Source organism: Halovibrio variabilis, from assembly GCF_007991175.1.
GTDB classification, from domain to species: Bacteria; Pseudomonadota; Gammaproteobacteria; order Pseudomonadales; family Halomonadaceae; genus Vreelandella; species Vreelandella variabilis.
Genome location: NZ_BJXV01000008.1, coordinates 237,579 through 260,521 on the forward strand (window position 1 = coordinate 237,579; position 22,943 = coordinate 260,521).

Consider the following 22,943-nt stretch of genomic DNA (forward strand, 5'->3'; position numbering starts at 1 on the left):
CTCGCGGCTATACAGCCTTCACTGATAGTTCACAATCATTTGCAACCCCTGCACACGAACAGGCCGCTGACCTGGGCGTAAGGCGAAGCGAAAATGTAACGGCGCATCGGCTGTTCGCCCTGCTAGCGCGCGGGTAGAGCCACGCATTCCGGGTAACGCAACGCACTGCTCTGGGTGGCACAGCCAGGCGCTTAACAGCGCACCGGGAGAATGCTGAAACTGCCACTGAACACGTTCGATCTGGGCGGCCTGAACGTTGGCCGCCGCCGGTGGCGCGACCTCTTGGCTGGCGCTGGCTCGATCGCTCATCGCCACCATCAGCCCGGGCACCTGAGTGCTCCAGCTCCCCGTGGCCGCGTGGGCGTTACCCAGTTGTGCTATTAATAACACAGCCCAACCTAACGATTTAAAAGGCCAGCTTAGCATGCTTGTTGTCCTCGGCGGAGTAGGCTCATCGTGCCAGTACCAGTAATTGCATACTTAAATAATAGTCAGCAGCTTCCCGCAAGTTATCGAGTAATCCTTGGCGCGGCAAGTGCGGTTCATGGAGTGCCAGTAATCGGTTCGGCCCGCCGTGCTCACGCAGCAGGCGCAACGTACGGTACATCGCGGCAAAAGCGTCGGCGTCGCTATTGATCCACAGCGCCCATCGGCTGTATTCATCGCGCAACTGGGCGAGGTTGGTAGCCTCCGCCTTGACGATATGAATGTCCCAATCGTCGGGGTCACCGGCCCAGCTGCGGCCTAGCGCTGACCACTGCCCCAGGCGAGCCTTGACCTTGCTTACCTGCGGCGCACCGCTACCGGGCAACCCGACCACCACCAGTGGAATTTTGGGCCCAGGCGGCTTGGCTGCCACAGGTGCCACCACCGCTGACGCCGTCGCCGCGGCTAGCGGCGGTTCCTGGACGCTCTCTGCCACATGCTCTGCCACATACTCAGCCGCAGAAACATCGACAGACGCTTCTTCGGCCTGCTGTTGACGCTGCAAATTTGCCCACTTGCGCAGCCCTGAGGCTTGATCTTGTTCGCTCACGCCACACCCTCTCGACTGATACTGCCCATTTGGCGAATCGCATCGCGGGCCATAAACGCGTAGACCAGCGCATCGAGCATACCGCTATCGCGCCGCCGCCGACGGGCACCCAATAGGTTGAGCAGGTCACCGCGCAGCGTCTGGGCGTCGTCATCGTCGGCCACATCGAGGTGCCCGGCGACCGCTGCCACGCCGCTGGCCATGAGCAGGCGCACATCGGCGTTCACATCGCCGCTGTCGGCGTCTTTTAGCTGCTGCCAGGCGCGCCGTGTCAGCGGCGCCAGCCCTTCGCTGTGTAGCTGGGTGAGTAGCAGCGACAGCACCTCCGAACCCAGGCGTGCGGGGGTCAGCCAATAGCGCCGCGTTACCACCTTGGCACTTTCGGGGTTACGCACTTCTCCATACCACGCCAGGAGCGCTAGGCCAGAGGCATCTTCAACTTCAGCGTAGGCGGTCCACAACTGCATGGACTGGCCGCGAAAACGTACGCCCACATGGTGGGTTAGCACGCTGTCATGAAACAGTTGACGCAGCGTCTGACGTTCGCGGTAAGCAAATATACGCTGACTGGCGTTAACTTGGCTGATCCAGGTCAAATGCTGGGCTTCCAGCCACGCTAGCGCATCGGCCTCGGGCAAGCGCGGCAGTAGGTGCACTGCGACGCCGTTTGAGGCTGACAGCGCCGCCAAGCGCGGCTGCCAACCGGCCACGTGACGGTGCTGCAGCCACGGTAGCGCCAGCCACGCGCCCTCGGTGTCCAAGCCTATATCGGGCATTGCCCAGTCGCAGCCACGTTCATTGCGCCGCGCTGACCATGCCATGCCCAGCATAGTGTCGCTCGGCGGGTAGACCGCCAGCAGAGCATTAAGACGCTCTTCTTGTACACTGCTCGGCAGTGCGGCTAGGTTCCAGAGCGCTTCTAACGCTGCAAACCCTGTAATACGCTGGCGCAGACGTGCCAGCAGCGACGATAACCGCCGCCCCTGTCCCAGCACATCCCGCGACCAGCGCGGCATCGCCATTGGCGCGTCGGGACGTTGCGCGCGTTCACGCTGCGGGGATGCCGTGCTGAGCGCCTGATCCACTAGCGTATCCGGCGTAGCGATGGCCATATCTTCAGGCACCTGCTGCCCGTGGGAGCCAAACAGCACCCGCATGCCATGACGCATCACGATATCCAACACCGGCGCGAGGCAACCCGCCTCATCCTGCTTGGTAATAATGCAGTCATCCAATTCAGCACCCGCTGAGCGCGCAGCCTGCCGGTAGCGCAGCACAACTTCTTCGAGGGTTTCCGGCTGGCTGGCGGCGTTGAGCAGTAATACCAGGCGCACCCGCGAGCGCCCGCCCTGAAGGTGGGCGATTTGCTCAATCACCCGCTGGTCACGCTGGCTCATGCCCACGGTGTCGATAATCACCCACTGCTTGCCCTGCAAACGGCCCAGCAAATCGTCGATGGGCTGCTCGGCATCCAGCGCGTACATGGGGGTATCCAGCAGGCGCGCGTAAATCCGCAGTTGCTCGTGGGCACCGATCCGGAAGCTGTCGGTGGTGACCAGCGCCACCGGACGCGTGCCGTGGCGCATCACAAAACGCGCGGCTAGCTTGGCGGTGGTGGTGGTCTTGCCCACGCCCGTTGGCCCCACGAGCGCCACGATACCGGTTTGATCGAAAAAGCTCGCTTCATCGCTAAGGACACAGAGCCGCTGCATTAACTGCTGACGCAGCCACTCCAGCGGCGCTTCGCTATCGGCGTTTAAGGCCGCCAGCGGTTCGGGAAGCCCTGCTAGCAACTCGTCGGCAAGCTCGCTGCTAAAGCCCACCTTGCTTAGCAATTGGCGCAGTCGTTCAGCGCTGCCCGTTGGTCCCGCCTGGACAGCCGTGACCGCTTTTGCCGGCTGGCTGGCGAGTAGCTCTCGCATGTCCTGCATTTCGCGCAGTAAACGCTCGCTCATTGCCTGCATCGCGTCTTGCGGCGGCGCTTGAGCCGGGGCTTCAGGGGGCAAAGGTTCGGGCTCGGGTGAGGGCTCAAAATGATCAATGGCTTCGTCCGCCATGGCCAGAATTTCCACGCCGCCTTCGGTACGTCGATTGGCCACAATCAGAGCATCTTCACCGAGCGTTTCGCGCACTTGGCGCATCACATCGCGACTGTTGACTCCCACGAAACGTCTCACACTCATGACTTACCCTTTGCCTATACTGGAAATGGTCGACGCTAGCCTATCACGCGCTGGGGGCATTAACGCCCGCCCACCACCGTGGTCACTCTTAGCGTGCGGTCATCGGGAATTTCTGCCTGAGACAATACCGACATATGGCGCAGACGACGGCGTAAAAAACGCGACAACACTGCCCGCAGCGAGTGCTGTACAACCAGCACCGGTGGTTCGCCTAAGCTTTCGTGGCGCTCCAACGCCTGCTGCGCCTGGGTCATTAGTGTTTCTGCCAAGCCTGGCTCCATTGCGCCGTTGCCGTTCATGGCCTGCACCAGCACTTGTTCCAGCTGGGCATCCAGCCCCATTACATTGAGCGTCTCCTGGCCGGCAAACCACTGCTGGACAATCGCGCGTCCCAGCGACACGCGCACTAGCGCCGTCAGCTCGTTGGGATCTTTTTGCTGCTGGGCGTACTCCGCCAGGGTATCCAAAATAGTCCGCATATCGCGGATAGACACATCTTCGTCCAACAGATTTTGTAAAATACGCTGTAGCACGGTCAGCGAAATCGCTTTGGGAATCACCTCTTCGACCAGCGCCTTTTGCTCATCGCCCATTTTATCCAGCAGCTTCTGGACTTCTTGCCGGCCCAGCATTTCAGGCGAGTGGCGATGCAACAGGTGGTTCAAATGGGTCGCGATCACCGTGCTGGCATCCACCACGGTGTAGCCATACACCTGGGCATGCTCACGCTGGTTGCTATCAATCCATATCGCGGGCAGGCCAAAGGCGGGGTCTTGGGTATGGGTGCCCTGCAGCTCACCCGAGACCTGGCCGGGATTAATCGCCAGCCACTTGCCGGGCTGCGCTTCGGCGCGGCCGATTTCAGCGCCTTTCATCGACAGCACATAGGCGTTGGGCGGCAATTCCAAATTATCACGGATATGCACGACTGGCGGCAGGAAACCGACCTCTTGGGCAAACTTCTTACGCACGCTTTTAATCCGCCCAAGCAGCTCGCCTTTTTGGCGCGAATCGACCAGCGGTATTAAGCGGTGCCCCACCTCTAAGCCAAGCGTATCGACCAGCTGCACGTCTTCCCAACTTGCTTCGGGGGTCTCCTGTAAAGGCACCGGCGCGGCGGCAATTTCCTCCTTGACCATTGAGCGCTCTTTTTGGCGCATAATAAGCCACGCAAGACCCGCCAGCAGCGCGGTAAAGAATAAAAACACGACATTGGGCATGCCGGGCACCATGCCCAGCAGGCCCATCACCAAGGCGGCCAAAATCAGTACCTGGGGATTAACGAACAGCTGGCTGAGCATTTGCTGGCCAATGTCTTCGTTGGTATCCATACTCACGCGGGATACCGTGACACCCGCTGCGGTGGAGATCACCAGGGCGGGTATTTGCGCCACCAGGCCATCACCAATCGCCAACAGCATATAGGTTTGGCCTGCCGCGCCAAAGCTCATGTCGTGCTGCAGCATGCCGATCATCAGCCCGCCGATGATATTGACCACCATAATCACCAAACCGGCAATGGCATCACCGCGGACAAACTTACTCGCGCCGTCCATGGAACCAAAGAAATCGGCCTCTTGTGAGACCTCTGCACGGCGCTTTTTGGCGTCTTCTTCGCCGATCAAGCCGGCATTTAGGTCGGCATCGATGGCCATTTGCTTACCGGGCATCGCATCCAGCGTAAAACGGGCACCGACTTCGGCAATACGGCCGGCACCTTTGGTAATTACCATAAAGTTGATGATGACAAGAATCAGGAAAACGACCAAGCCAACGGCGAAATTACCGCCGACCAGGAACGCCCCGAATGCTTCAATCACCTTACCCGCGGAGGCGCCGCCTTGGTGGCCCTCCATGAGCACCACGCGGGTAGACGCGACGTTGAGCGACAGGCGCAGCAGTGTGGTAAACAGCAGCACCGCGGGAAACGCCGCGAAATCCAGCGGCTTCTGGGTAAACATGCTGACCATTAGCACCATAATGGCCAGCGCGATGTTGAAGGTGAAGAGTAAATCGAGCGCGAAAGGCGGCAAGGGCACAATCATCATGCCCAAGATCATGAGGATAAGCAGTGGCCCGACCAGCAGCTTCATGCGTACATCGCTCACCCAGTCGCGCTTACCCACTAGCTGACTCAAGCCTTTCATGGTTGCGCCTCATTACCACCGGGACTATGCCCGGGGTTTTCCAGCTCCGGCGGAACCGGCAGATTATCAGGGGTTGGCGGCACCTCGCCTCCTTGTTGTGCGACTTGCTTGAGGCGGTAGGCCCAGGCCATTACTTCCGCCACCGCGGTATACAGCTCGGCGGGCACCTCCGCCTCCAGGTCCACGTGATGATACAGCGCCCGCGCCAGCGGCGCTGCCTGCAAACGGGCAACGCCGGCTTCCTCACCAATTTCGCGAATCCGCGCAGCCACGGCATCGGCGCCTTTGGCCACTAGCCGCGGCGCGCCCATGCTGCCTTCCTGGTAGCTCAGCGCTACCGCATAGTGGGTCGGGTTGGTAATGATTACGTCCGCCTGGGGTACTTTGCTCATCATTCTGCCGCGCGCCATGGCCTGCTGCTGCTGGCGGATGCGGGCTTTTACCTGGGGGTCACCCTCAGACTCTTTATGCTCGCGCTTGACCTCGTCCTGGGTCATGCGCAGCTTCTTGGCATTGCTCCACAGCTGGTAAGGCACATCGATCAAAATAACCACGATGAGCGACAATATCATTATCCCTGCCGCCTGGGCCGCCATCTGCAGCGCATTGGTGAGCGCCTGCTGAACCGGCTGATTCATCAGCGCCATAAACTTGCCGATGTTGAAGTACAGAAATAGCGCAGCGATCCCCCCCACCAAGACCGACTTGGCGATAGCCTTAGCCAACTCGATCAGCGCCTGGCTTGAAAAGATACGCGCTACGCCCTTAATAGGGTTTAACTTGGATAGTTTAGGCTGCATCGATTTAGCCGATATCAGCCAGCCCCCCAGCAGCGCTGGGGCGACAATCGCGATGACCACTAACAGTAAAAATAGCGGTATCATGGCAAACAGCGTCCGCTGCCCCAGATCAAGCGCGTTCACCAGCATCGGCGTGCTTTCCATCGCCTCGCGACGCTCGAACAAAAACGCCTGCTCCATGACCGTGCCCAGCTGGTCGTAGAGCATCCTGCCCATGCTCCACAGGCCGATCACCCCGCCCAGCAGCAGTAAAAACGTGTTTAATTCGCGGGAACGGGGAACCTGCCCCTCCTCGCGCGCTTTTTCCATTCGCCTGGGCGTGGCCTCTTCGGTCTTTTCCTGGTCGCTATCGTTTTCTGCCATGCGGTCATCCGGCCAGGTGAAGCGAAGCTTAACACCTATTCAGCCGCCCATAGGGACGGCTGAATGGCGTACTTTCTTGCCCAAAGGGCTTTTAAGAAGGTGCTTTAAAAGCCTAACTCGTCCAATAAATCGTCCACTTGGTCTTGCCCAGTGACGGTATCGGGTGCATTGTCCTTCACTTGGGGTCCATTCAAAAGCTCTTCGTTGCGCCGTGCACTGTCGCTTTTCCACTGATCCTCGGCCTTGCGCTGCATCGTTTCTCGTGCATGGGCGCTCGGCACGTTATCAATCAGCACCTGAACCAGCTGATGTTCGATCTCATGGATCACATCCATCATCTTCTTAATCACTTGGCCGGTCAGGTCTTGGAAGTCCTGGGCCATCATGATTTCCATCAGCTCTTTGTTGGTCGCCGCCGCCATATCGGGTACATCGCCCAAATAAGTCCGCGTCTCTTTGACCAGCGCTTTGGCTTCATCTAACTCTTTCGGCGCTTCAAACCACTCGGCCCAGCGCTTATCCAGCTCGCCGGCACGGTCTGCCAACTGATCCTGTATTGGCTGAGCACGATCGACCGCATTGAGTGAGCGATCGGCCGCCTGCTCCGTCATGGTGGCGACATAGTGCAGGCGGTCACGTGCATCAGGAATCGCTTCTGCCGCTTTTTCAATCTCTTTGTCTAACCCCAGCTCGCGCATGTTTTCGCGCAGCATACGGGTTAATTTACCAATACGGTGAAGCAGGTCTTCAGCGGTTTCTTCAGACGACTGGGCAGAATCGGATTGCTCATTCTGACTCATTATGCTGTCTCCTCGCTAACCAGGCACCCAGGCCCAGCCGCTTCATTTGCCCATTTTATCGAAAATCTTATTGAGCTTTTCTTCTAGGGTGGCGGCCGTGAACGGTTTGACAACATAGCCGTTGGCGCCCGCTTGTGCAGCCGCAATGATATTCTCTTTCTTGGCTTCGGCGGTCACCATCAGCACGGGCAGCCCTTTCAAGGCGTCATCCTGACGGATCTCCTTGAGCATCTCCAGGCCATCCAGGTTAGGCATGTTCCAATCCGACACCACGAATTCAAAGTTGCCAGCGCGCAACTTATTGAGCGCATCTTGCCCGTCTTCCGCTTCATCCACATTGGTGAAACCTAGCTCCTTCAGCAGACTACGTACGATCCGACGCATGGTGGGAAAGTCGTCTACGACCAGGAAACTCATATTCTTATCTGCCATGGGTCATCCTCTCATCAATCCGTATATGGCACGGGGGAGACTGAAAAGTACAGTCAGGGGGTTTAAACGTTTACTGAAATCTTGGCCTTAAAACCGATCTTTAAAGCCAACCTTTAAAACCAATCTTTAAAACTCTTCCCACTCTTCGTGGTCGTTAGGCTTGGCGGCTGGAGGCCGTGCTTGCGAGTGGCCCACCCTGGGCGTTGACGCCGCCTTGGGGGTTGTCGGCCCAGGCGCTAGCGCCTGGGGTGACGCGGCCTGCTGCATGCCTACCAACTTGAAGACCGCAACCGCTTGCTCTAAACGATTGGCCTGCTCTTCAAGCGAGGCCGCCGCCGCCGTTGCTTGTTGCACCAGTGCGGCATTTTGTTGGGTAACTTGATCCATCTGGCCCACGGCTTGACTGACCTGTTCAATGCCGTCGCTCTGCTCTTGGGAGGCGGCGGAAATCTCATCCATAATATCGGTCACGCGGCGCACCGCGGTGACCACATCCGACATCGTGGTTCCCGCCTGCTCTACCAAGGTAGAGCCTTGCTTAATCTGCGTCACCGAGGCATCTATCAGGGTTTTAATCTCTTTAGCGGCGTCCGCGCTGCGGCTGGCCAAATTACGTACTTCACCCGCCACTACCGCGAAACCGCGGCCCTGTTCTCCGGCGCGGGCGGCTTCTACTGAGGCGTTGAGGGCCAAGATATTGGTTTGAAAAGCAATCGAGTCTATCACGCTGGTAATATCGGCGACTTTTTTCGAGCTGGTCGAGATGCCGTGCATGGTCTGTACCACTTGCGCGACCACATCGCCGCCACGCTCAGCCGTCGTAGAGGCGTCGGCTGCCAACGTACTCGCCTGGCGGGCATTATCGGCATTCTGTTTTACCGTCGCGGTCATCTCTTCCATGCTGGCGGCGGTTTGTTGAATCGATGCCGCCTGCTGCTCGGTGCGCGAAGAAAGGTCGGCATTACCGCTGGCAATCTCGCGGGTGCCGTGGTGGATTTCGTTACTGCCTTCGCGCACCCGGCCAACGATATTGGTGAGATTTTGCTGCATGGTGCCCATGGCCCCAAACAAACGGCCAATTTCATTGTTACCCGCCGCTGGCAGCGGATCGGTTAAATCTGCCTCGGCAATCGCATCCAGGCGCTGAATGGCACCTCTCAGTGGCGCGATTACCGTGCGGCGTAGCCCCACATAAATCACTAGCGTCATCAGCAGTGCAAACACCACTAAAGCTACTTTAATGATGTCAAACAAGTTGCTTTGGGCTTCCGCTTCGTCGCGAATGGTGTCCACCCGCGCAAAACCATAGCTAACAAACGCGGTCATGCTGGTGGATAAGCGGCTTAACGGCTCATCCATCTCATCGCGCAGCGTGTTATAGGCAGTTAGATCCATAGACTCAAAGGTGGCGTACTGCTGCTTGACCAAACCCAGCACCGCTCGAAAATCTTCAGCCAGGGCATTCCCCAGCGCCTCACCCTGGGGGGTAAGCGGTTGCGCAGCAAAGCGCTCAAAACGCTGCTCGGCGCGTTCAATATGCTCACCAGCGGCGGCAACTTGCTCGTCTGATTGCTGCATTCTGCCAACCATCAGATGGTTCGCGGCCGTTTCCATCGCCAGCATGGCCTGATTTAATAGCGAGTCGGCGCGGTTAATTTCATTTAGCTGCGCATCGCTAATATTACTGAGCGTCGCTAAGTTACTTTGGGCACTACGATCGGCCACAACCCCCAAGCCTGCGATCGCTAAAATCAGCGCGACAAAGCAGGCCAGTGCGGAGACCACAGCGGCATGGATACTCAAATTGCGCAGCAAACGATTCATGGTAAATTCCCCGGTGTCATGGTTAATTGTTTGTCTTTATAGCTAACACTAAACACGCTGCGCGCGGCCGGAGGCTGCGATAAGCGCCATCATGCGTGTTGGGATGTCATCCAGCGCCACCACTTCAACGGCGCCGCCCACGGCAATCGCTTCACGCGGCATACCAAAGACCACGCACGTTTCTTCGTTTTGTGCCACGGTGGGCGACCCGGCTTGGCGCATTTCTAGCAGCCCTGCGGCGCCATCTTTACCCATGCCGGTAAGAATCACACCGATGGCATTTTTTCCGGCGTGCTGAGCCGCTGAGTGAAACAGCACATCCACCGACGGTCGGTGGCGGTTCACTGGCGGGCCATCATCCAGGCGCGCCACATAGTTGGCCCCGCTCCGGGCTAATTTAAGGTGCTGATCGCCAGGGGCTATATAAGCGTGCCCGGGTAGAATCCGCTCCCCGTCGGTGGCTTCTTTAACGGTAATCCGGCACAGCCGGTCTAATCGCTCGGCAAACGAGCGGGTAAAACCGCCAGGCATATGCTGGGTGATCAAGATCGCCGGGGCGTTCGCGGGCAACGGCTCAAGCACTGCCCGAATGGCTTCGGTACCGCCAGTGGACGCGCCGATAATAATCAGCTTCTCACTCGACACTAACGGCGCTTTCAAAGCAGCAGGCGGCGGGGTATTTTTGTGTCGCGCCTGGCGGGGCCGTGAACGGGCTGCGGCGCGGAGTTTTTCGGCGATCTCGTCGGCGTACTCCATCATCCCGTTGCGGATACCGAGACTTGGCTTGGCGACAAAATCGAGCGCCCCCAGCTCCAGCGCACGCAAGGTGATTTCCGAGCCACTTTGGGTAAGCGATGACACCATCAACACCGGCATGGGGCGCAGACGCATTAAACGCTCAAGAAAATCCAGGCCGTCCATACGCGGCATCTCGACGTCGAGCGTTAACACATCAGGATGGTGCTGCTTGATCAAATCCCGCGCCGCAATGGGGTCCGGCGCCACTGCGACGACTTCCATATCAGGCTGAGAATTAATAATTTCCGTTAACAAATCACGGATTAGCGCCGAATCATCGACACACAGTACTTTGATCTTGGCTGCGCTCAAAGCACGCCTCCTATGGCTGTAGACGCCTGATATGTGATTGCAACCGCCGGAGCCACAGCGCCTAGCGCGATTAAAACAACACGTAAATGGTTCATTTTTTTGCCAGCGTATAAATCGTCTGGCCGCGCAGTTTGAATGCGTCCGTTATATACGAGAAGTTTTCCGAGTGGCCTGCAAACAGCAAGCCATCGGGTTTCATCAGGGGCGCAAACCGTTTAAGAATCTTTGCCTGTGTATCTTTATCAAAATAAATCATGATATTTCGACAGAACACCGCATCAAAAGGCCCTTTAATCGACCATTGCGGCGCCAACAAATTAAGCGGCAGAAACTCGACAAGCGCCGACACTTCGGGACGAATTCTGGCAAACCCCGCGTGCTGCCCCGTGCCTTTTTGGAAAAAGCGTTTGACGCGCGCGTCGTCGAGCTTGCGCACCTGCTCTTGGGGGTAAACGCCGGCGCGCGCTCTGGCCAGCGCATCGGTGTCAATATCGGTGGCAATCACTTTGGCCTGCGATGCTTTAGGCCCCAATGTTTCGAGTAGCGTCATCGCCAGCGAGTAGGGTTCTTCCCCCGTCGAGGCTGCCGAACACCAGATGGTGACCGGCTCCTGGGCATTTTTAATGTGTTCAGCCAACAGCGGAAAATGGTGCCCTTCACGGAAAAAAGCCGTTAGGTTGGTGGTCAGCGCATTGGTAAACGCCTCCCACTCTTTGGCTTCTGGCTGGCGCTCCAAGCGCACCAAATAATCGGTAAAGCGCGTCATTCCATGGTGACGCAGCCGCTTCGCTAAGCGGCTGTAAACCATTTCACGCTTATGCTCGGCCAACACGATCCCGGCGCGCTGATAAATCAGCTCGCGAATACGCGTGAAATCCGCATCCGTTAATGTCAAATCACGTTCAATCTGGTTACCGGAGGCCCACTGGCTTGTATCGGCAGCCCGTTCTCGTTGCTCGGTCAAAACTCTTCCCACTCCTCTAAAGAGGCTGTTTGCCGTTTAACGGGCGGATTTGGCGACGTTTTACCCTGCGCGTGAGGCGCCAGCATATGGGGCGTTTGCACCCCGCCGCTTGCTGCACTCGTCGCAGGTGGACGTAGCGCCCCCTGACTGTTTAGCCGAAACGCCTCAACCGATAGCGCTAACAGGCCGGCCTGTTGTTCCAAAGCACCCGCCGCACGTGCCGTTTCTTGCACCCGCACGGCATTGCGTTGGGTGGCTTGATCCATTTCGGCGATGGCTTGATTGACCTGCGTGATACCACTGCTCTGCTCTTCGGAGGCAGCTGAAATCTCGTGCATAATTTGCGTCACGCTGCGCGCCGCTTCGGCGACCTCGGCAATCGCGACTTCGGCTTTTTTCACGGTCACAGCACCCGAACTCACCTCTTTGTTCGAGCCATCGATCAAACCGCGAATTTCTTGGGCAGCACCGGCGCTGCGCCCCGCCAGGTTGCGCACTTCGTCGGCGACGACCGCAAAACCGCGGCCATGTTCGCCGGCGCGCGCCGCCTCTACAGATGCGTTCAAGGCCAGGATATTGGTTTGAAACGCAATCGAGTCGATCACATTGATAATGTCGGTCATCTGCTGAGAGCGTTGAGTGATCCGCTGCATATTATCGACTAGCTGCGTCATCAACTCGCCCGTGTTCGTTACCTGCATAGCGTTGTTATCGGCTAAACGGCGGGCTTCTTGAGCGTTATCGCTGTTTTGTCTTACCGTCGCGGTCATTTCTTCCATGCTGGCGGCGGTCTGCTGTAAAGACGCGGCCTGCTGTTCAGTGCGCGACGATAGCTCTTCGTTACCGCTGGCGATGTCTTGCGCCGCGGGAGTAACGACATCGATACCACCTTTAACATCGCCAATGATGCTGCTGAGGCTTTTACGCATCGTGTCGAGCGACACCATCAGCTGGCCCACTTCATCGCGGCGCCGGGGCGGTACTTTAGCGGCTAAGTTGCCGCCTGCAATTTGTAGCGTGAAACGCGCCGCGCTGTTTAACGGGCGCACAATAGCGCGCAGCGTGATGACACCAATGAGAATAAGCAGCAGCAAGCCAATCGCTAAGACAATGGCTTGCGCACCCAGCATGGTGGCTTGGCCTTGCTGTGCTTCTTCGGCCATCGCTTCCGCGGCTTGCTGCTTCTGGGCAATCAGCTGGTTGACCATGCCGGACAGGGCACGCCCATCGTTGGTCATCACCTGGATGACCGCATCCAGGCCGGTAAACACCTGATAAGCTTCTTCGGCCTGAAGCACGCTGGCGGCTTGGCCCATACCGTTTTGTAGAAAGGCCTGGAGCCGTTGGTCAAACTCGGTGGCAAGTTCCGTCTTATTAACTTCCCGCGAATAGTACGCCTGCCACACCGCGGCGACGTCTGCAGCGTTCTCCTGGACACTTTCGCCCATTTCAAAACGCTGACTAATCAGCTCCATGCGCTCAGGCTCGATCATCGCCTGACGGGTTTGGGCAATGGTCTGATCAATTTGCTGCAAACGAATAACATCGCCCAGGCCATCATTGTTCAGCTGCCCTAACCGCTCGCCCGCCACGTTCAAGCCATACAGGCCTAACCCGCTACTTACCAATAGCAGTAGCCCGGCGACGACAATCATGCCTGCCAACTTGGCGCGGATGGTATCGAGACGTACCCGGGCCAAACGTGAGATCAGCCCTTTCTGGCGTAACCGGCCTTTATCTAAGTACAGCCGCTTATTGCGGCCTTCGCGCATTTCAGCGTAGGCCTGCTCTGCCTGCTCAATGGCTTCGCGGCTTGCCTGCACGCGCACAGAGGTATAGCCCACAACCTGTTCATCTTCGATAATCGGCGTCACATTGGCGTCTACCCAGTAGTGATCGCCATTTTTGCAGCGGTTCTTAACCAGCCCGCGCCAGGTTTCCCCCGTTTTGACAGTGTGCCAGAGGTTCTCAAATGCCCCGGGTGGCATATCCGGGTGGCGTATCACGTTATGCGGCGCGCCTATCAGCTCGGCGTGCTCAAAGCCGCTAATAGCGATAAAAGCAGGGTTGGCATAGGAGATGCGCCCCTTGGTATCGGTACGCGAGACTAAAAAATCGTCTTCTTTTAACTCGACTTCACGCTGAGTGACTGGCTGGTTATTACGCATGAGCTGCCTTTTTTAGTGTTTTTTATCTGAAAGAACGTCCCTGGCCTGACCTAACAAAAAATTAAAACGACTCCCACTCGGCGGTCTGTTTTGCGGGCTGCTTGTGTATCGCGAGCGGGCTTGACGTTGCGGGAGGCAACGTAGCCGAGGAGGAAGAGGCATGATGGCCGGAGGGGGCAGCGACACGAAAGCGCTCTACGGCCTCGCGTAACCGCGCTGCTTCGCTTTCCAGCTCATTGGCGCTGCGCGCCGCCTGCTGAACCAGCTGGGAATTTTGCTGAACGACTTGATCCATTTGCGCCACGGCCTGGTTCACCTGGCCAATGCCGCTGCTTTGCTGCTCAGACGCGGAGGCAATTTCGTCCATAATGTCGTTCACCCGCTGGACCGCGGCCACCAGGTCTCGCATCGTTTCCCCGGCTTGGTTGACCCGCTGGGTGCCGGTATCGACTTTGCTAAGCGAGGAGTCAATCAGTGTGCGCACCTCTTTTGCGGCCGCGGCACTTCGGCTCGCCAAGCTGCGCACCTCTTGGGCCACCACGGCGAACCCTCTGCCATGCTCTCCGGCACGCGCCGCTTCTACCGAGGCGTTCAGCGCTAAAATATTGGTTTGAAACGCGATATTATCAATAACGGTAATGATATCAGCAACTTGATTGGAGCTCGCGCTGATGTCCTGCATGGTTTCAACGATTGCCCCGACCTCTTCACCACTGCGCCGTGCCGTCAAGGTGGCACTGTCTGCCAGCTGGCTGGCCTGGCGCGCATTATTGGCATTGAGGCCCACCGTGGAGGCTAACTGCTCCATGCTGGAAGCCGTCTCCTCTAATGAGGATGCCTGCTGCTCGGTGCGCGAAGAAAGATCATTATTACCGCTGGCAATTTGCTGGGAGCGCTCATAAATCGACGTACCGCTGCTACGTACAATACCGACCGTCTGCGAAAGAGAGTGCTGCATATGCGCCATCGCGCTATAAAGCCGCCCTATCTCATTGTTACCCGGCGATGCGATGGTTTGGCTTAAATCGCCCTGAGCCATCTGCTCAAAATGCCCCACCAAGCGATCCAACGGGCGCAGCACGTTCGCCGTTACACCCCAAATAACCACGATAACCGTGGCCACTGTCATCATCACAATACCCAGTAACGCCCACCGAATCGTGGCGGCAAAAGCGCTGAAAGCCGTCTGCTGAGCTTGTATATCGTTAGCGCCCTGCACAATGGCGGCGCCATGATGCAGCGCATAAAGACCAATACCACTGGCAATTAATACCAGTATCGACAGCGTCGCTAACACTAGCCCCCAGCTTAAGCGCACCGTCATATTATTCATTAATTGCCGCATTCGCTGACTCACGCGCTTTTCTCCACGCACAAACGGCACTCGCAGGCACTTTCCCTAGCGCGAGAATGCATTCTTTGGGTAGGACGGATCAGGCACGTTCCCTGTGCCAAGGTGCTTTGAATTAGTGGCTGCTAGTGCTGTCGACCAACGCCATCTCTTCGCTGGTCAATAGCTTATCGATATCCACAAGGACCAGCATACGGTCGTCTAAACTGCCTAAACCGCTCAAGAAGTCAGACGAGAGCGTGACACCAAATTCCGGCGCCGGCTTGATCTGATCGGGCGTCAACGTCATCACGTCGGAAACGCCATCCACCACAATGCCGACCACGCGATCGGCGACGTTGACGACGATGACCACCGTTTGGCCACCGTATTCGACGCTTTCAAGGTGAAACTTAATGCGCAAATCCACAATCGGCACAATAACGCCACGTAGATTAGTGACGCCTTTTATAAAATCGGGCGCATTGGCAATCCGGGTTACATTTTCGTAACCGCGAATTTCCTGCACTTTTAAAATATCAACCGCGTACTCTTCTTCACCCAACGAGAACACCAGAAATTCGCGGCTTTCGGCTTCAGCGGTTAGTACCGCTCCACTATTGGCTTGACTCATGACGTCTCAGCCTCCTTATAAAATGAAAAATTTTGATTATTGACGACTTTTTTACCGGCTTCTTTCTTGAGCCGACTTAAACGATGTAAGCCGGAAATATCGAGAATTAGCGCAACGCTGCCGTCGCCTAAAATCGTCGCGGAAGAAATACCCGGCACTTTGCGATAATTGTCTTCCAAGTTTTTAACCACGACCTGTTGCTGGCCGATCAGCTCGTCCACCAACATGGCGTAGCGGCGCCCTTCCCCCTGAACAATGACGGCGATACTTTTGGTCGGATCGGTAATCGCATTTTCGACGTCCAGCACTTCGTGGATCGCGATGACGGGCAGGTATTCGTCGCGAACTTTGATGACCACATCGTCGCCCGCCATGGCATACATATCGTCTTTAGACGGCTGCAGCGACTCAAGCACGGTTGACAGCGGCAGTATGAACGTTTCGCCGCCGACTTTAATCGACATGCCGTCCAGAATCGCCAACGTCAGCGGCAGCACGATACGGGTATTGGTGCCTTCGCCTAGCTTCGACTGAATTTCGACGCGACCGCCCATGCTTTGAATATTTCGCTTCACCACATCCATGCCCACCCCGCGGCCCGACACGTCGGTGACCTCGTTGGCGGTTGAGAAGCCGGGGGCAAAAATCAGCTGGAAAACGTCGTCATCGGACATCGTGTCAGACACGTTTAGGCCGTTTTCACGCGCTTTGGCGAGCAGGCGATCACGGTCCATACCGGCACCATCATCGCGTACTTCAATCAGAATATTACCGCCCTGATGACGTGCGGACAGGGTTAACTTACCCACCCGTGGCTTGCCAATCGCTTCACGTACGTCGGGCATTTCAACGCCGTGGTCAAGGCTATTGCGCACAAGGTGTGTCAGCGGGTCGGTGATCCGCTCTACCAGACTTTTATCCAGCTCGGTCGACTTACCTTCGGTGATCAGTTCGATCTCTTTGTTCAGCTTACCGGCGGTATCCCGCACCACGCGGGGGAAGCGGCTGAACACGAACTCCATCGGGATCATACGAATCGACATCACCGACTCTTGGAGGTCCCGTGCGTTGCGCTGCAGCAGGCTCATGCCATTTTGCAGTGAACTATTGCCTACCGACTGATCTTCTAAATCGCTGACCGTTTGATCCAGCATCGACTGAGTAATAATCAGCTCGCCTACCAAGTTGATAATTTGATCAACTTTATCCACTGATACACGAATGGATGACGACTCGGCGGCGGCTTTTTTGGGCTTTTCTTTAGCCGCCGCTTTCGCTGGACTCGCCTCAGCGGTCGGCTGGCTGGCAGGGGCCTTGGGCGCTGGGGCAGCGGCCGCTTCGGGAGCCTCTTGCTCTGGGCTGGCGGCATCAACAGCGCCAGGTTCAGCAGCAACGCTCGCGATGGCGTTAATTTCAATTTGATCGGGCTCGATAATAAAGCACATAACGGCTTCAATATCGTCAGCGCTGTCGCTGCTTTTCAGGGTTACTTCGTAGCGCTTTTCGTCGCCCGACTGAGCAAGGACGTCGCCTAACTGCTCTAACTCTTCGACCAGCAGGGTGCGATCTTTGTCGTTGACATTAAGCAGCGCCACCACGAGGTGGTTACCGCCCGACTGCGCGGCATCCTCAGTGTCAGAAGAGGCCGCTGGGGTTGCTTTGGGTTGGGCGGCGGGGGTCGCCGGTGCGTCCAACGACGCGCCAATTTCATCAAGGGCAATCTGTTGCAGGGTTTGGCAAATGCGCTCAAACGCCTCTTGATCAGGCTCTTCTTCGCTGCGGTAGGCATCGAGTTGCTCGTGCATGATGTCTTTAGCCTCTAAAAAGGTATCTACGAGGTCGGCTCGCAGCGTCAATTCGCCTTTACGTGCGTAATCGAGCAGGTTTTCTAAAATGTGTGTGGTCTTTTGCAGCACGCTAAAACCAAACGTGCCCGCTCCCCCTTTGATCGAATGAGCGGCACGGAAAATGGCATTCAGCTGCTCACTGTCCGGGTCGTCCACATCCAGCTCCAACAAGAGCTGCTCCATATCTGCCAGCAGTTCTTCGGCCTCTTCAAAAAAGGTGTCATAAAAATCCGCTATATCCATACACCGCTCCACCTTAACGTCGTATTTTGTGACCAGCTCAGATTATTCTGCTTCTTGCGCCTGAGGCTCGTCTTGTTGTGTTGATTCTATTAGCGCTTCGGGTAATTCAGGTAACGCGTCGGTTGCAGCTTCCGGCAATGAACCATCAGCGTCCATAACGGCTGGATTGCGAATAGCGTCAGCAATTTCAGGAAACAGCACGACCAGCTCTATGCGTCGATTGATCGGATTCGTTGGGTCAGTGTCCGGTAACAGCACCCTATCTGCAAAGCCCGATACCCGCAGCAATTGATCTGGATCAAACCCGCCGGCAATAAGCTCGCGCCGGGAAGCATTGGCACGGTCATTTGAAAGCTCCCAGTTGCTGTAGCCGCTATAGCCGCCGGCGTAGGGAACGCTATCGGTATGGCCACTAATACTCAGCTCATTGGGAAGCTCATTCAGTAACGGCGCGATAGTGCGCAACAAACTGCGCATGTACGGCGCCACTTGATTGCTGCCGAGCTCAAACATGGGTCGCTGGTCGGTATCTAATAACTGTATACGTAACCCTTCGCGGGTTAAGTCAAAGCGCATCTGCGAGCGTAACTGGCGCAGTTCAGGGTCACGCTCAATGGCGCGCTCAATTCGTTCTTGAAGATTTCTGAAGAAGTTGCGCTCTTGCATGCTGGGACGCGTACGCTCCAGGGTATCAATGCGCGCACGCTCTCCATCGCTATGCGTCGGATCAGGACCACCGCCGGGAATCACGCTAGTACTGCCTGAGCGGTCTCCACCGGTAATAGCGCTCACCAAGGGCGTACTGAAGTAGTCAGCGACGGCTTGGCGCGTTTCGTCATCGGATACACTCAAAATCCACATAACAAGGAACAGTGCCATCAGCGCGGTCATAAAGTCCGCTAGGGCAATTTTCCATGCACCGCCGTGATGCCCATGAACGACCTTTTTGCGCCGAATGACGATTGGGCGCTTGTCACCGCCCTTACTCATGCATTACCGCCCTTTTTGGCATCTTTGACATATTCTTCAAGCTCTATAAAGCTGGGTCGCTCTGCGGTAAAGAGTGCTTTACGGCCAAACTCAACGGCAAGCTGCGGCGCGTAGCCGTGCAAGCTGGCAAGCAGCGTAATACGCATACATTGCAGCATCTTTTCAGCTTCTTTGGCTTGCCGATCGGCGTAGCTGGCGATGGGACTGATAAAGCCGTAACCCAGCAAAATACCCAGGAACGTACCCACCAACGCGTGAGCGATCATCTCGCCCATTTGTTCTGGGCTGGCATCGGCATACGTCAACGCTTTAATAACCCCCATGACCGCTGCCACAATGCCAAAAGCAGGCATCGCATCACCCACTTTGGCGATCGCATCGATGGGAATATGGGCTTCCTGTTCAAAGACCTCAATCTCGTGCAGCATCAGCTCATCAATTTCCATCGGCTCCATACCGCCGCTGACCATTAGGCGTAGGTAGTCAGTCAGGAAATCCATGATATGCGGATCAGCTAATACGTCTGGGTGTTCTTGGAACAAGGGACTTTCTTGTGGATTATCAATATCGCGTTCGATACCAAGCATGCCTTCGCGACGGATTTTGGACAGCAGCTTGAACTGCAGCGCCATGAGTTCCATGTAAAGGGCTTTGTTATATTTTTTTGCTCGCTTCAGTCTGGGCAGTACTTTAAACGCTGCCTTGATCGCTTTGATATTGTTACCCGCGATAAAGGCACCGACACCGGCCCCACCAATGATGAGTAGTTCCAGGGGTTGGTAGAGTGGGCCTAAGCTGCCACCTGCCAGCACATAGCCACCAAAAACAGATAGCAAAACAACTATATAGCCTATAGGTATCAGCACAAGCACAGTCCTTACGGTATTTCAGTATGATTAAGGGAACCAAACCTTGGTCATCTGTTCTGATGAATCGAAGCTGTTCCAGCCTGAGCATTACTTAGCCTTATCATACTAGGGCTGAGATGCTTTTTAATGAAAAAGTATCACTGGCTTTTGCGCTTATCTATGCCAATGCACTCATCCGTAATCTTGAAGCGCTCATTGCTATGTCTTATACCTCAACGTCAGGCGGGTGTACTGTTCGGGCTGACGATGTCACATTTTTTCACTATCTTGCTGTGCTTTGCGCGTCTTGCCTGCCCGTGAAGGCGGCTGACATATACCGCATACGTAATGCTGGCTGGGGCTATGCGCATGCGCCACAAATTGTCCATTACAGCGCGTGCAGCGGTTCAGTTGGAGCAAATCGCTATCAAAAAAGCGTACCAGCGTCCAGGCGCGTGTTAGTCCCAGTACCGGCTCCATATTTTCAAGTGCCATTTGTTCGCCATAAAGCCGATAGGCTTTTACAAACGCATCAATGCGATCGCAGTCAGCCTCACCTTTTAAACTGATATAGATGTTGTAAAAAAGTGACGAATGAACATTCGGTAGCCAGGTAATAAACCAGTCGGTGGAAAATGGCAGCATGCCTTTAGGCGGTGACACTCCACGCACTTCTTTATACAGCTTAATCAAACGTGTTCGGCTTAATTCAGTCTCTGTTTCAAGCACCTGCAAACGCGCGCCGAGCTCAATCAACTCAATGGCCAGCTGCACTTGGTGCATTTCATCAACCAAGCTTTTCTGGCTCACGTCTCTCCTCCTGGCGGCATGGGCTCAAACGCCTCGCCGGCGAGTAACAGCGATGCGTGCAAACCTGACAGCCCTTGATCGCGAGGATTATCGGTAAGTTGACGCAGCCGCTCGGCGCTGGTCTGACTAAACCGGCACAATAGCTGACTGGTCCGCGCCAGTTTTGTCAGTTGACGCGCATTAAGCGATACAATTAACTCGGCGACTTCGCTGTCTATTTTTAAGCGGAACATAGCAGCCTCACGATCTTCATCAAGCAAGCGTTGCGCCAGAAGCAAATAAGCTAAATTAATTTCTTGAATTTCATCGAGAAAGTTAGATTGACTCATGATGTCCCATAGAAGACTTAGACGCGACATAGTGACCATTATATTGGCGTCATTAATGACTTTTTATTGCCTAGCCTTATGGTTGCATAGATCAACTGTAATTGGCTACTTAGGCCTATCACGATAACTGAGCCCCTCGTCTGACAGTTCGAACACCCACACCAGAAGTTCCGCGACGATTTGGTAAAGCCCCGCGGGAATTTCCGCGTCCAAATCTAGCTGCATTAACAGCGCGACCAGCTCAGGCGCGTCGTGCACATAAATACCCTGACGCTGAGCTTCAGCCATTAGGCGCTCGGCCAAGTCACCGTAACCTTTTGCCACGACACGGGGCGCCCGGTCATTGTCTTGATAGGCCAAGGCAACGGCTTGGCGTCGACGCTCACCCGAAGTCGCCATGCACATCCTCCGCCTCAATATAGCGAGCCCGCAGCTGCACTTTTTGCAAGTCCAAAGCCCCCAGGCGTTTTTCCAATGCCGGAAGGCCAGCGTCGATGCGCTCATACGCTTTGCTACTTGCGGTGGTGAAATCGATACTTAACATATTTTTATACAGCCACAACGACGCCTTGAATGCGCCTAAATTGGGCACTTCCAGCTGCATATCGGAACGCCACCCGCCGTCGGGCTCACCCTGTTGCGCCCCCCCCTCCTGCCCTTCCTCGCGAGCGGGCAGGTTAATCACCAGGGCCATAAAAATACCGGCCCAGACATCTCCCTCCCAGCGGATAGTCGGCATCACCAGCATTTCTAGCTGCTGACGCACCAGACTCTGCAGGCTTTCATGCACGACGTCACGACCCGATCGATTAGCAATTAGCTCGTTCATTTCCCTTGCATGACTGACATCGACTCTTGGCTGACTGCTTTCGCGCCCCTCTCCCGCCGTCGAAGCAGACGCTTGGGGCGCAGCCGGCGCCTGGGGCGAAGCAGTCTGGGCAGCGGCAGCAGGCGGCTGACTGGAAGCCGTCGCAACCCCTGAACGAGACACCAAGCCCGCTTCAGCGGCCATCGGCACTAACGGCGAGTTGGGGAGGATGGACATTCCCCCTTGGCCGCTCATTGGCGCGCCCGGCGACGCCAATGGCGCCAGCCCATTAAGTGCCTGCGAGACACGCAAATCAGTCGGTAAAAGAGAAGCGGGCGGAGCGGGCGGACGTGGCCCAGCTTGCATTTGCGGCTCATTTAAGAGCTGCTGGCGGGTGCCTTCGCCCTGAAACCAGCGCTTTAAATGCGCCTCGTAAAATAAACCGCTATCGCGAATGCTCGCTTCTAGGCGTGTTGCAACAGCGCTCACTGACGGCGCTTCTTGACTGGTAATGAGAGGCGCTTCGGGCCGCATCACCGAAGGAGGCGCGGGAAACCGTAACAGAACATCGGCGATCGTGCGTGCAGCGGGGCTAAAGTGTGTCTGCGTCGACCCCGGTGTAGATGGCGGCACATCACCGCGGGGTAACGTGCGTCCACCCTCTCCAGGCAGCGGCAGACGTTTTAAATCGCTTAACGGTGAGGTCGGCGGGCGTCCATCCAAGTTGGCATCGCCCATCAACGCACGCGGCCCTTCGCCTGGCGGAATCGGCTTCACAGGCTGCTCCAGCGCCCGCTGCAACGACACCTCGCCTTGACGCCCTAGCACCTGGTGCAAAAGCGTATCAATAAGCGGGGTAATACCGCTCACGTCGACCTCGTCTCGTCAGCGTCATCCGCTGAATAGTGCCCCTCGGCCCCCTGCTGAGGGGCATACGCGCGATGTAAGTCACGCTGACGCTGCGTGACGCCGATGAGCTTACCCAGCTCATCGCGACGTGAGACTAAACGGCGACGAATGTCCACATCGTGCTCCAGGATACGCTCCAACAGCTCTGCCTTGCGCTGTTGGGCAGGGGCATCAAGCACCGCGGTTGCATCCAACTCACGCAGCTGCTCCACCAGCACCACATAGTGGGTTCGCTGGTCAATCAGCTCCGCCCACTGCTCGGCATCGGCAAGTTCGTGCATGTGGGCAACGCGACTCAAAAGCGTTTCATAGCTCTCTAACAACGTTTTTTGAGCGTTTTCACCATCATGGGCAAGTGTAGATGACAT

The 22,943-nt window shown here is 56.5% G+C and carries 21 protein-coding genes; all 21 read right to left on the minus strand.

What is annotated here, in order from left to right; genetic code table 11:
- Positions 1-18 precede the first annotated feature (18 nt).
- On the minus strand, positions 19-390 hold the full coding sequence (locus tag HVA01_RS07985; RefSeq protein ID WP_246129545.1) for a flagellar protein FlhE: 372 nt from the start codon (positions 388-390) through the stop codon (positions 19-21).
- 61 nt (positions 391-451) lie between these two features.
- Positions 452-1,036, minus strand: coding sequence for a hypothetical protein (locus tag HVA01_RS07990; RefSeq protein ID WP_146874643.1), 585 nt, complete (start codon positions 1,034-1,036; stop codon positions 452-454).
- The gene (flhF, locus tag HVA01_RS07995) at positions 1,033-3,219 is read right to left on the minus strand and encodes a flagellar biosynthesis GTPase FlhF (protein ID WP_146874645.1); all 2,187 of its coding nucleotides are present in this window, start codon (positions 3,217-3,219) and stop codon (positions 1,033-1,035) included. The genes HVA01_RS07990 and flhF overlap by 4 nt, the downstream gene beginning before the upstream one ends.
- A gap of 59 nt (positions 3,220-3,278) precedes the next feature.
- Positions 3,279-5,366: a flagellar biosynthesis protein FlhA gene (gene flhA, locus HVA01_RS08000; RefSeq protein ID WP_146874647.1), complete on the minus strand. Its 2,088-nt coding sequence runs from the start codon at positions 5,364-5,366 to the stop codon at positions 3,279-3,281.
- The gene (flhB, locus tag HVA01_RS08005) at positions 5,363-6,529 is read right to left on the minus strand and encodes a flagellar biosynthesis protein FlhB (protein ID WP_146874649.1); all 1,167 of its coding nucleotides are present in this window, start codon (positions 6,527-6,529) and stop codon (positions 5,363-5,365) included. Before flhB ends, flhA begins: the two co-directional genes overlap by 4 nt.
- 104 nt (positions 6,530-6,633) lie before the next feature.
- The gene (cheZ, locus tag HVA01_RS08010; protein WP_146874651.1) at positions 6,634-7,329 is read right to left on the minus strand and encodes a protein phosphatase CheZ; all 696 of its coding nucleotides are present in this window, start codon (positions 7,327-7,329) and stop codon (positions 6,634-6,636) included.
- A gap of 42 nt (positions 7,330-7,371) precedes the next feature.
- Positions 7,372-7,761, minus strand: coding sequence for a chemotaxis response regulator CheY (cheY, locus tag HVA01_RS08015; RefSeq protein WP_146874653.1), 390 nt, complete (start codon positions 7,759-7,761; stop codon positions 7,372-7,374).
- A gap of 126 nt (positions 7,762-7,887) precedes the next feature.
- Positions 7,888-9,585 carry a methyl-accepting chemotaxis protein gene (locus HVA01_RS08020; protein WP_146874655.1) on the minus strand — a complete coding sequence of 566 codons (1,698 nt, stop codon included), beginning with the start codon at positions 9,583-9,585 and terminating at the stop codon, positions 7,888-7,890.
- Positions 9,586-9,633: 48 nt separating this feature from the next.
- Entirely contained in the window at positions 9,634-10,695 is a 1,062-nt protein-coding gene (locus tag HVA01_RS08025) for a protein-glutamate methylesterase/protein-glutamine glutaminase (protein ID WP_146874657.1), read from the minus strand.
- A gap of 91 nt (positions 10,696-10,786) precedes the next feature.
- Complete coding sequence (locus HVA01_RS08030) at positions 10,787-11,659, minus strand: CheR family methyltransferase (protein ID WP_146874659.1); 873 nt, start codon at positions 11,657-11,659, stop codon at positions 10,787-10,789.
- Complete coding sequence (locus tag HVA01_RS08035) at positions 11,656-13,827, minus strand: methyl-accepting chemotaxis protein (RefSeq protein WP_146874661.1); 2,172 nt, start codon at positions 13,825-13,827, stop codon at positions 11,656-11,658. Before HVA01_RS08035 ends, HVA01_RS08030 begins: the two co-directional genes overlap by 4 nt.
- 61 nt (positions 13,828-13,888) lie before the next feature.
- The gene (locus tag HVA01_RS08040; protein WP_246129547.1) at positions 13,889-15,160 is read right to left on the minus strand and encodes a methyl-accepting chemotaxis protein; all 1,272 of its coding nucleotides are present in this window, start codon (positions 15,158-15,160) and stop codon (positions 13,889-13,891) included.
- Between the two features lie 133 nt (positions 15,161-15,293).
- Entirely contained in the window at positions 15,294-15,791 is a 498-nt protein-coding gene (gene cheW, locus HVA01_RS08045; RefSeq protein WP_146874664.1) for a chemotaxis protein CheW, read from the minus strand.
- Positions 15,788-17,881: a chemotaxis protein CheA gene (cheA, locus tag HVA01_RS08050; protein WP_146874666.1), complete on the minus strand. Its 2,094-nt coding sequence runs from the start codon at positions 17,879-17,881 to the stop codon at positions 15,788-15,790. The genes cheW and cheA overlap by 4 nt, the downstream gene beginning before the upstream one ends.
- A gap of 42 nt (positions 17,882-17,923) precedes the next feature.
- A complete protein-coding gene (gene motB, locus HVA01_RS08055; protein ID WP_146874668.1) occupies positions 17,924-18,871 on the minus strand; it encodes a flagellar motor protein MotB in 948 nt (315 codons plus the stop codon).
- A complete protein-coding gene (gene motA, locus HVA01_RS08060; RefSeq protein ID WP_146874671.1) occupies positions 18,868-19,737 on the minus strand; it encodes a flagellar motor stator protein MotA in 870 nt (289 codons plus the stop codon). Before motA ends, motB begins: the two co-directional genes overlap by 4 nt.
- Before the next feature lie 252 nt (positions 19,738-19,989).
- Positions 19,990-20,529 (minus strand): flagellar transcriptional regulator FlhC, encoded by a 540-nt coding sequence (gene flhC / locus HVA01_RS08065; protein WP_146874674.1) that lies wholly within the window; start codon positions 20,527-20,529, stop codon positions 19,990-19,992.
- Entirely contained in the window at positions 20,526-20,858 is a 333-nt protein-coding gene (gene flhD / locus HVA01_RS08070) for a flagellar transcriptional regulator FlhD (protein WP_146874676.1), read from the minus strand. The genes flhC and flhD overlap by 4 nt, the downstream gene beginning before the upstream one ends.
- Before the next feature lie 105 nt (positions 20,859-20,963).
- Positions 20,964-21,257, minus strand: coding sequence for an EscU/YscU/HrcU family type III secretion system export apparatus switch protein (locus tag HVA01_RS08075; protein ID WP_146874678.1), 294 nt, complete (start codon positions 21,255-21,257; stop codon positions 20,964-20,966).
- A complete protein-coding gene (fliK, locus tag HVA01_RS08080; protein ID WP_170243486.1) occupies positions 21,241-22,536 on the minus strand; it encodes a flagellar hook-length control protein FliK in 1,296 nt (431 codons plus the stop codon). Before fliK ends, HVA01_RS08075 begins: the two co-directional genes overlap by 17 nt.
- The gene (locus HVA01_RS08085; protein ID WP_146874680.1) at positions 22,533-22,943 is read right to left on the minus strand and encodes a flagellar protein FliT; all 411 of its coding nucleotides are present in this window, start codon (positions 22,941-22,943) and stop codon (positions 22,533-22,535) included. The genes fliK and HVA01_RS08085 overlap by 4 nt, the downstream gene beginning before the upstream one ends.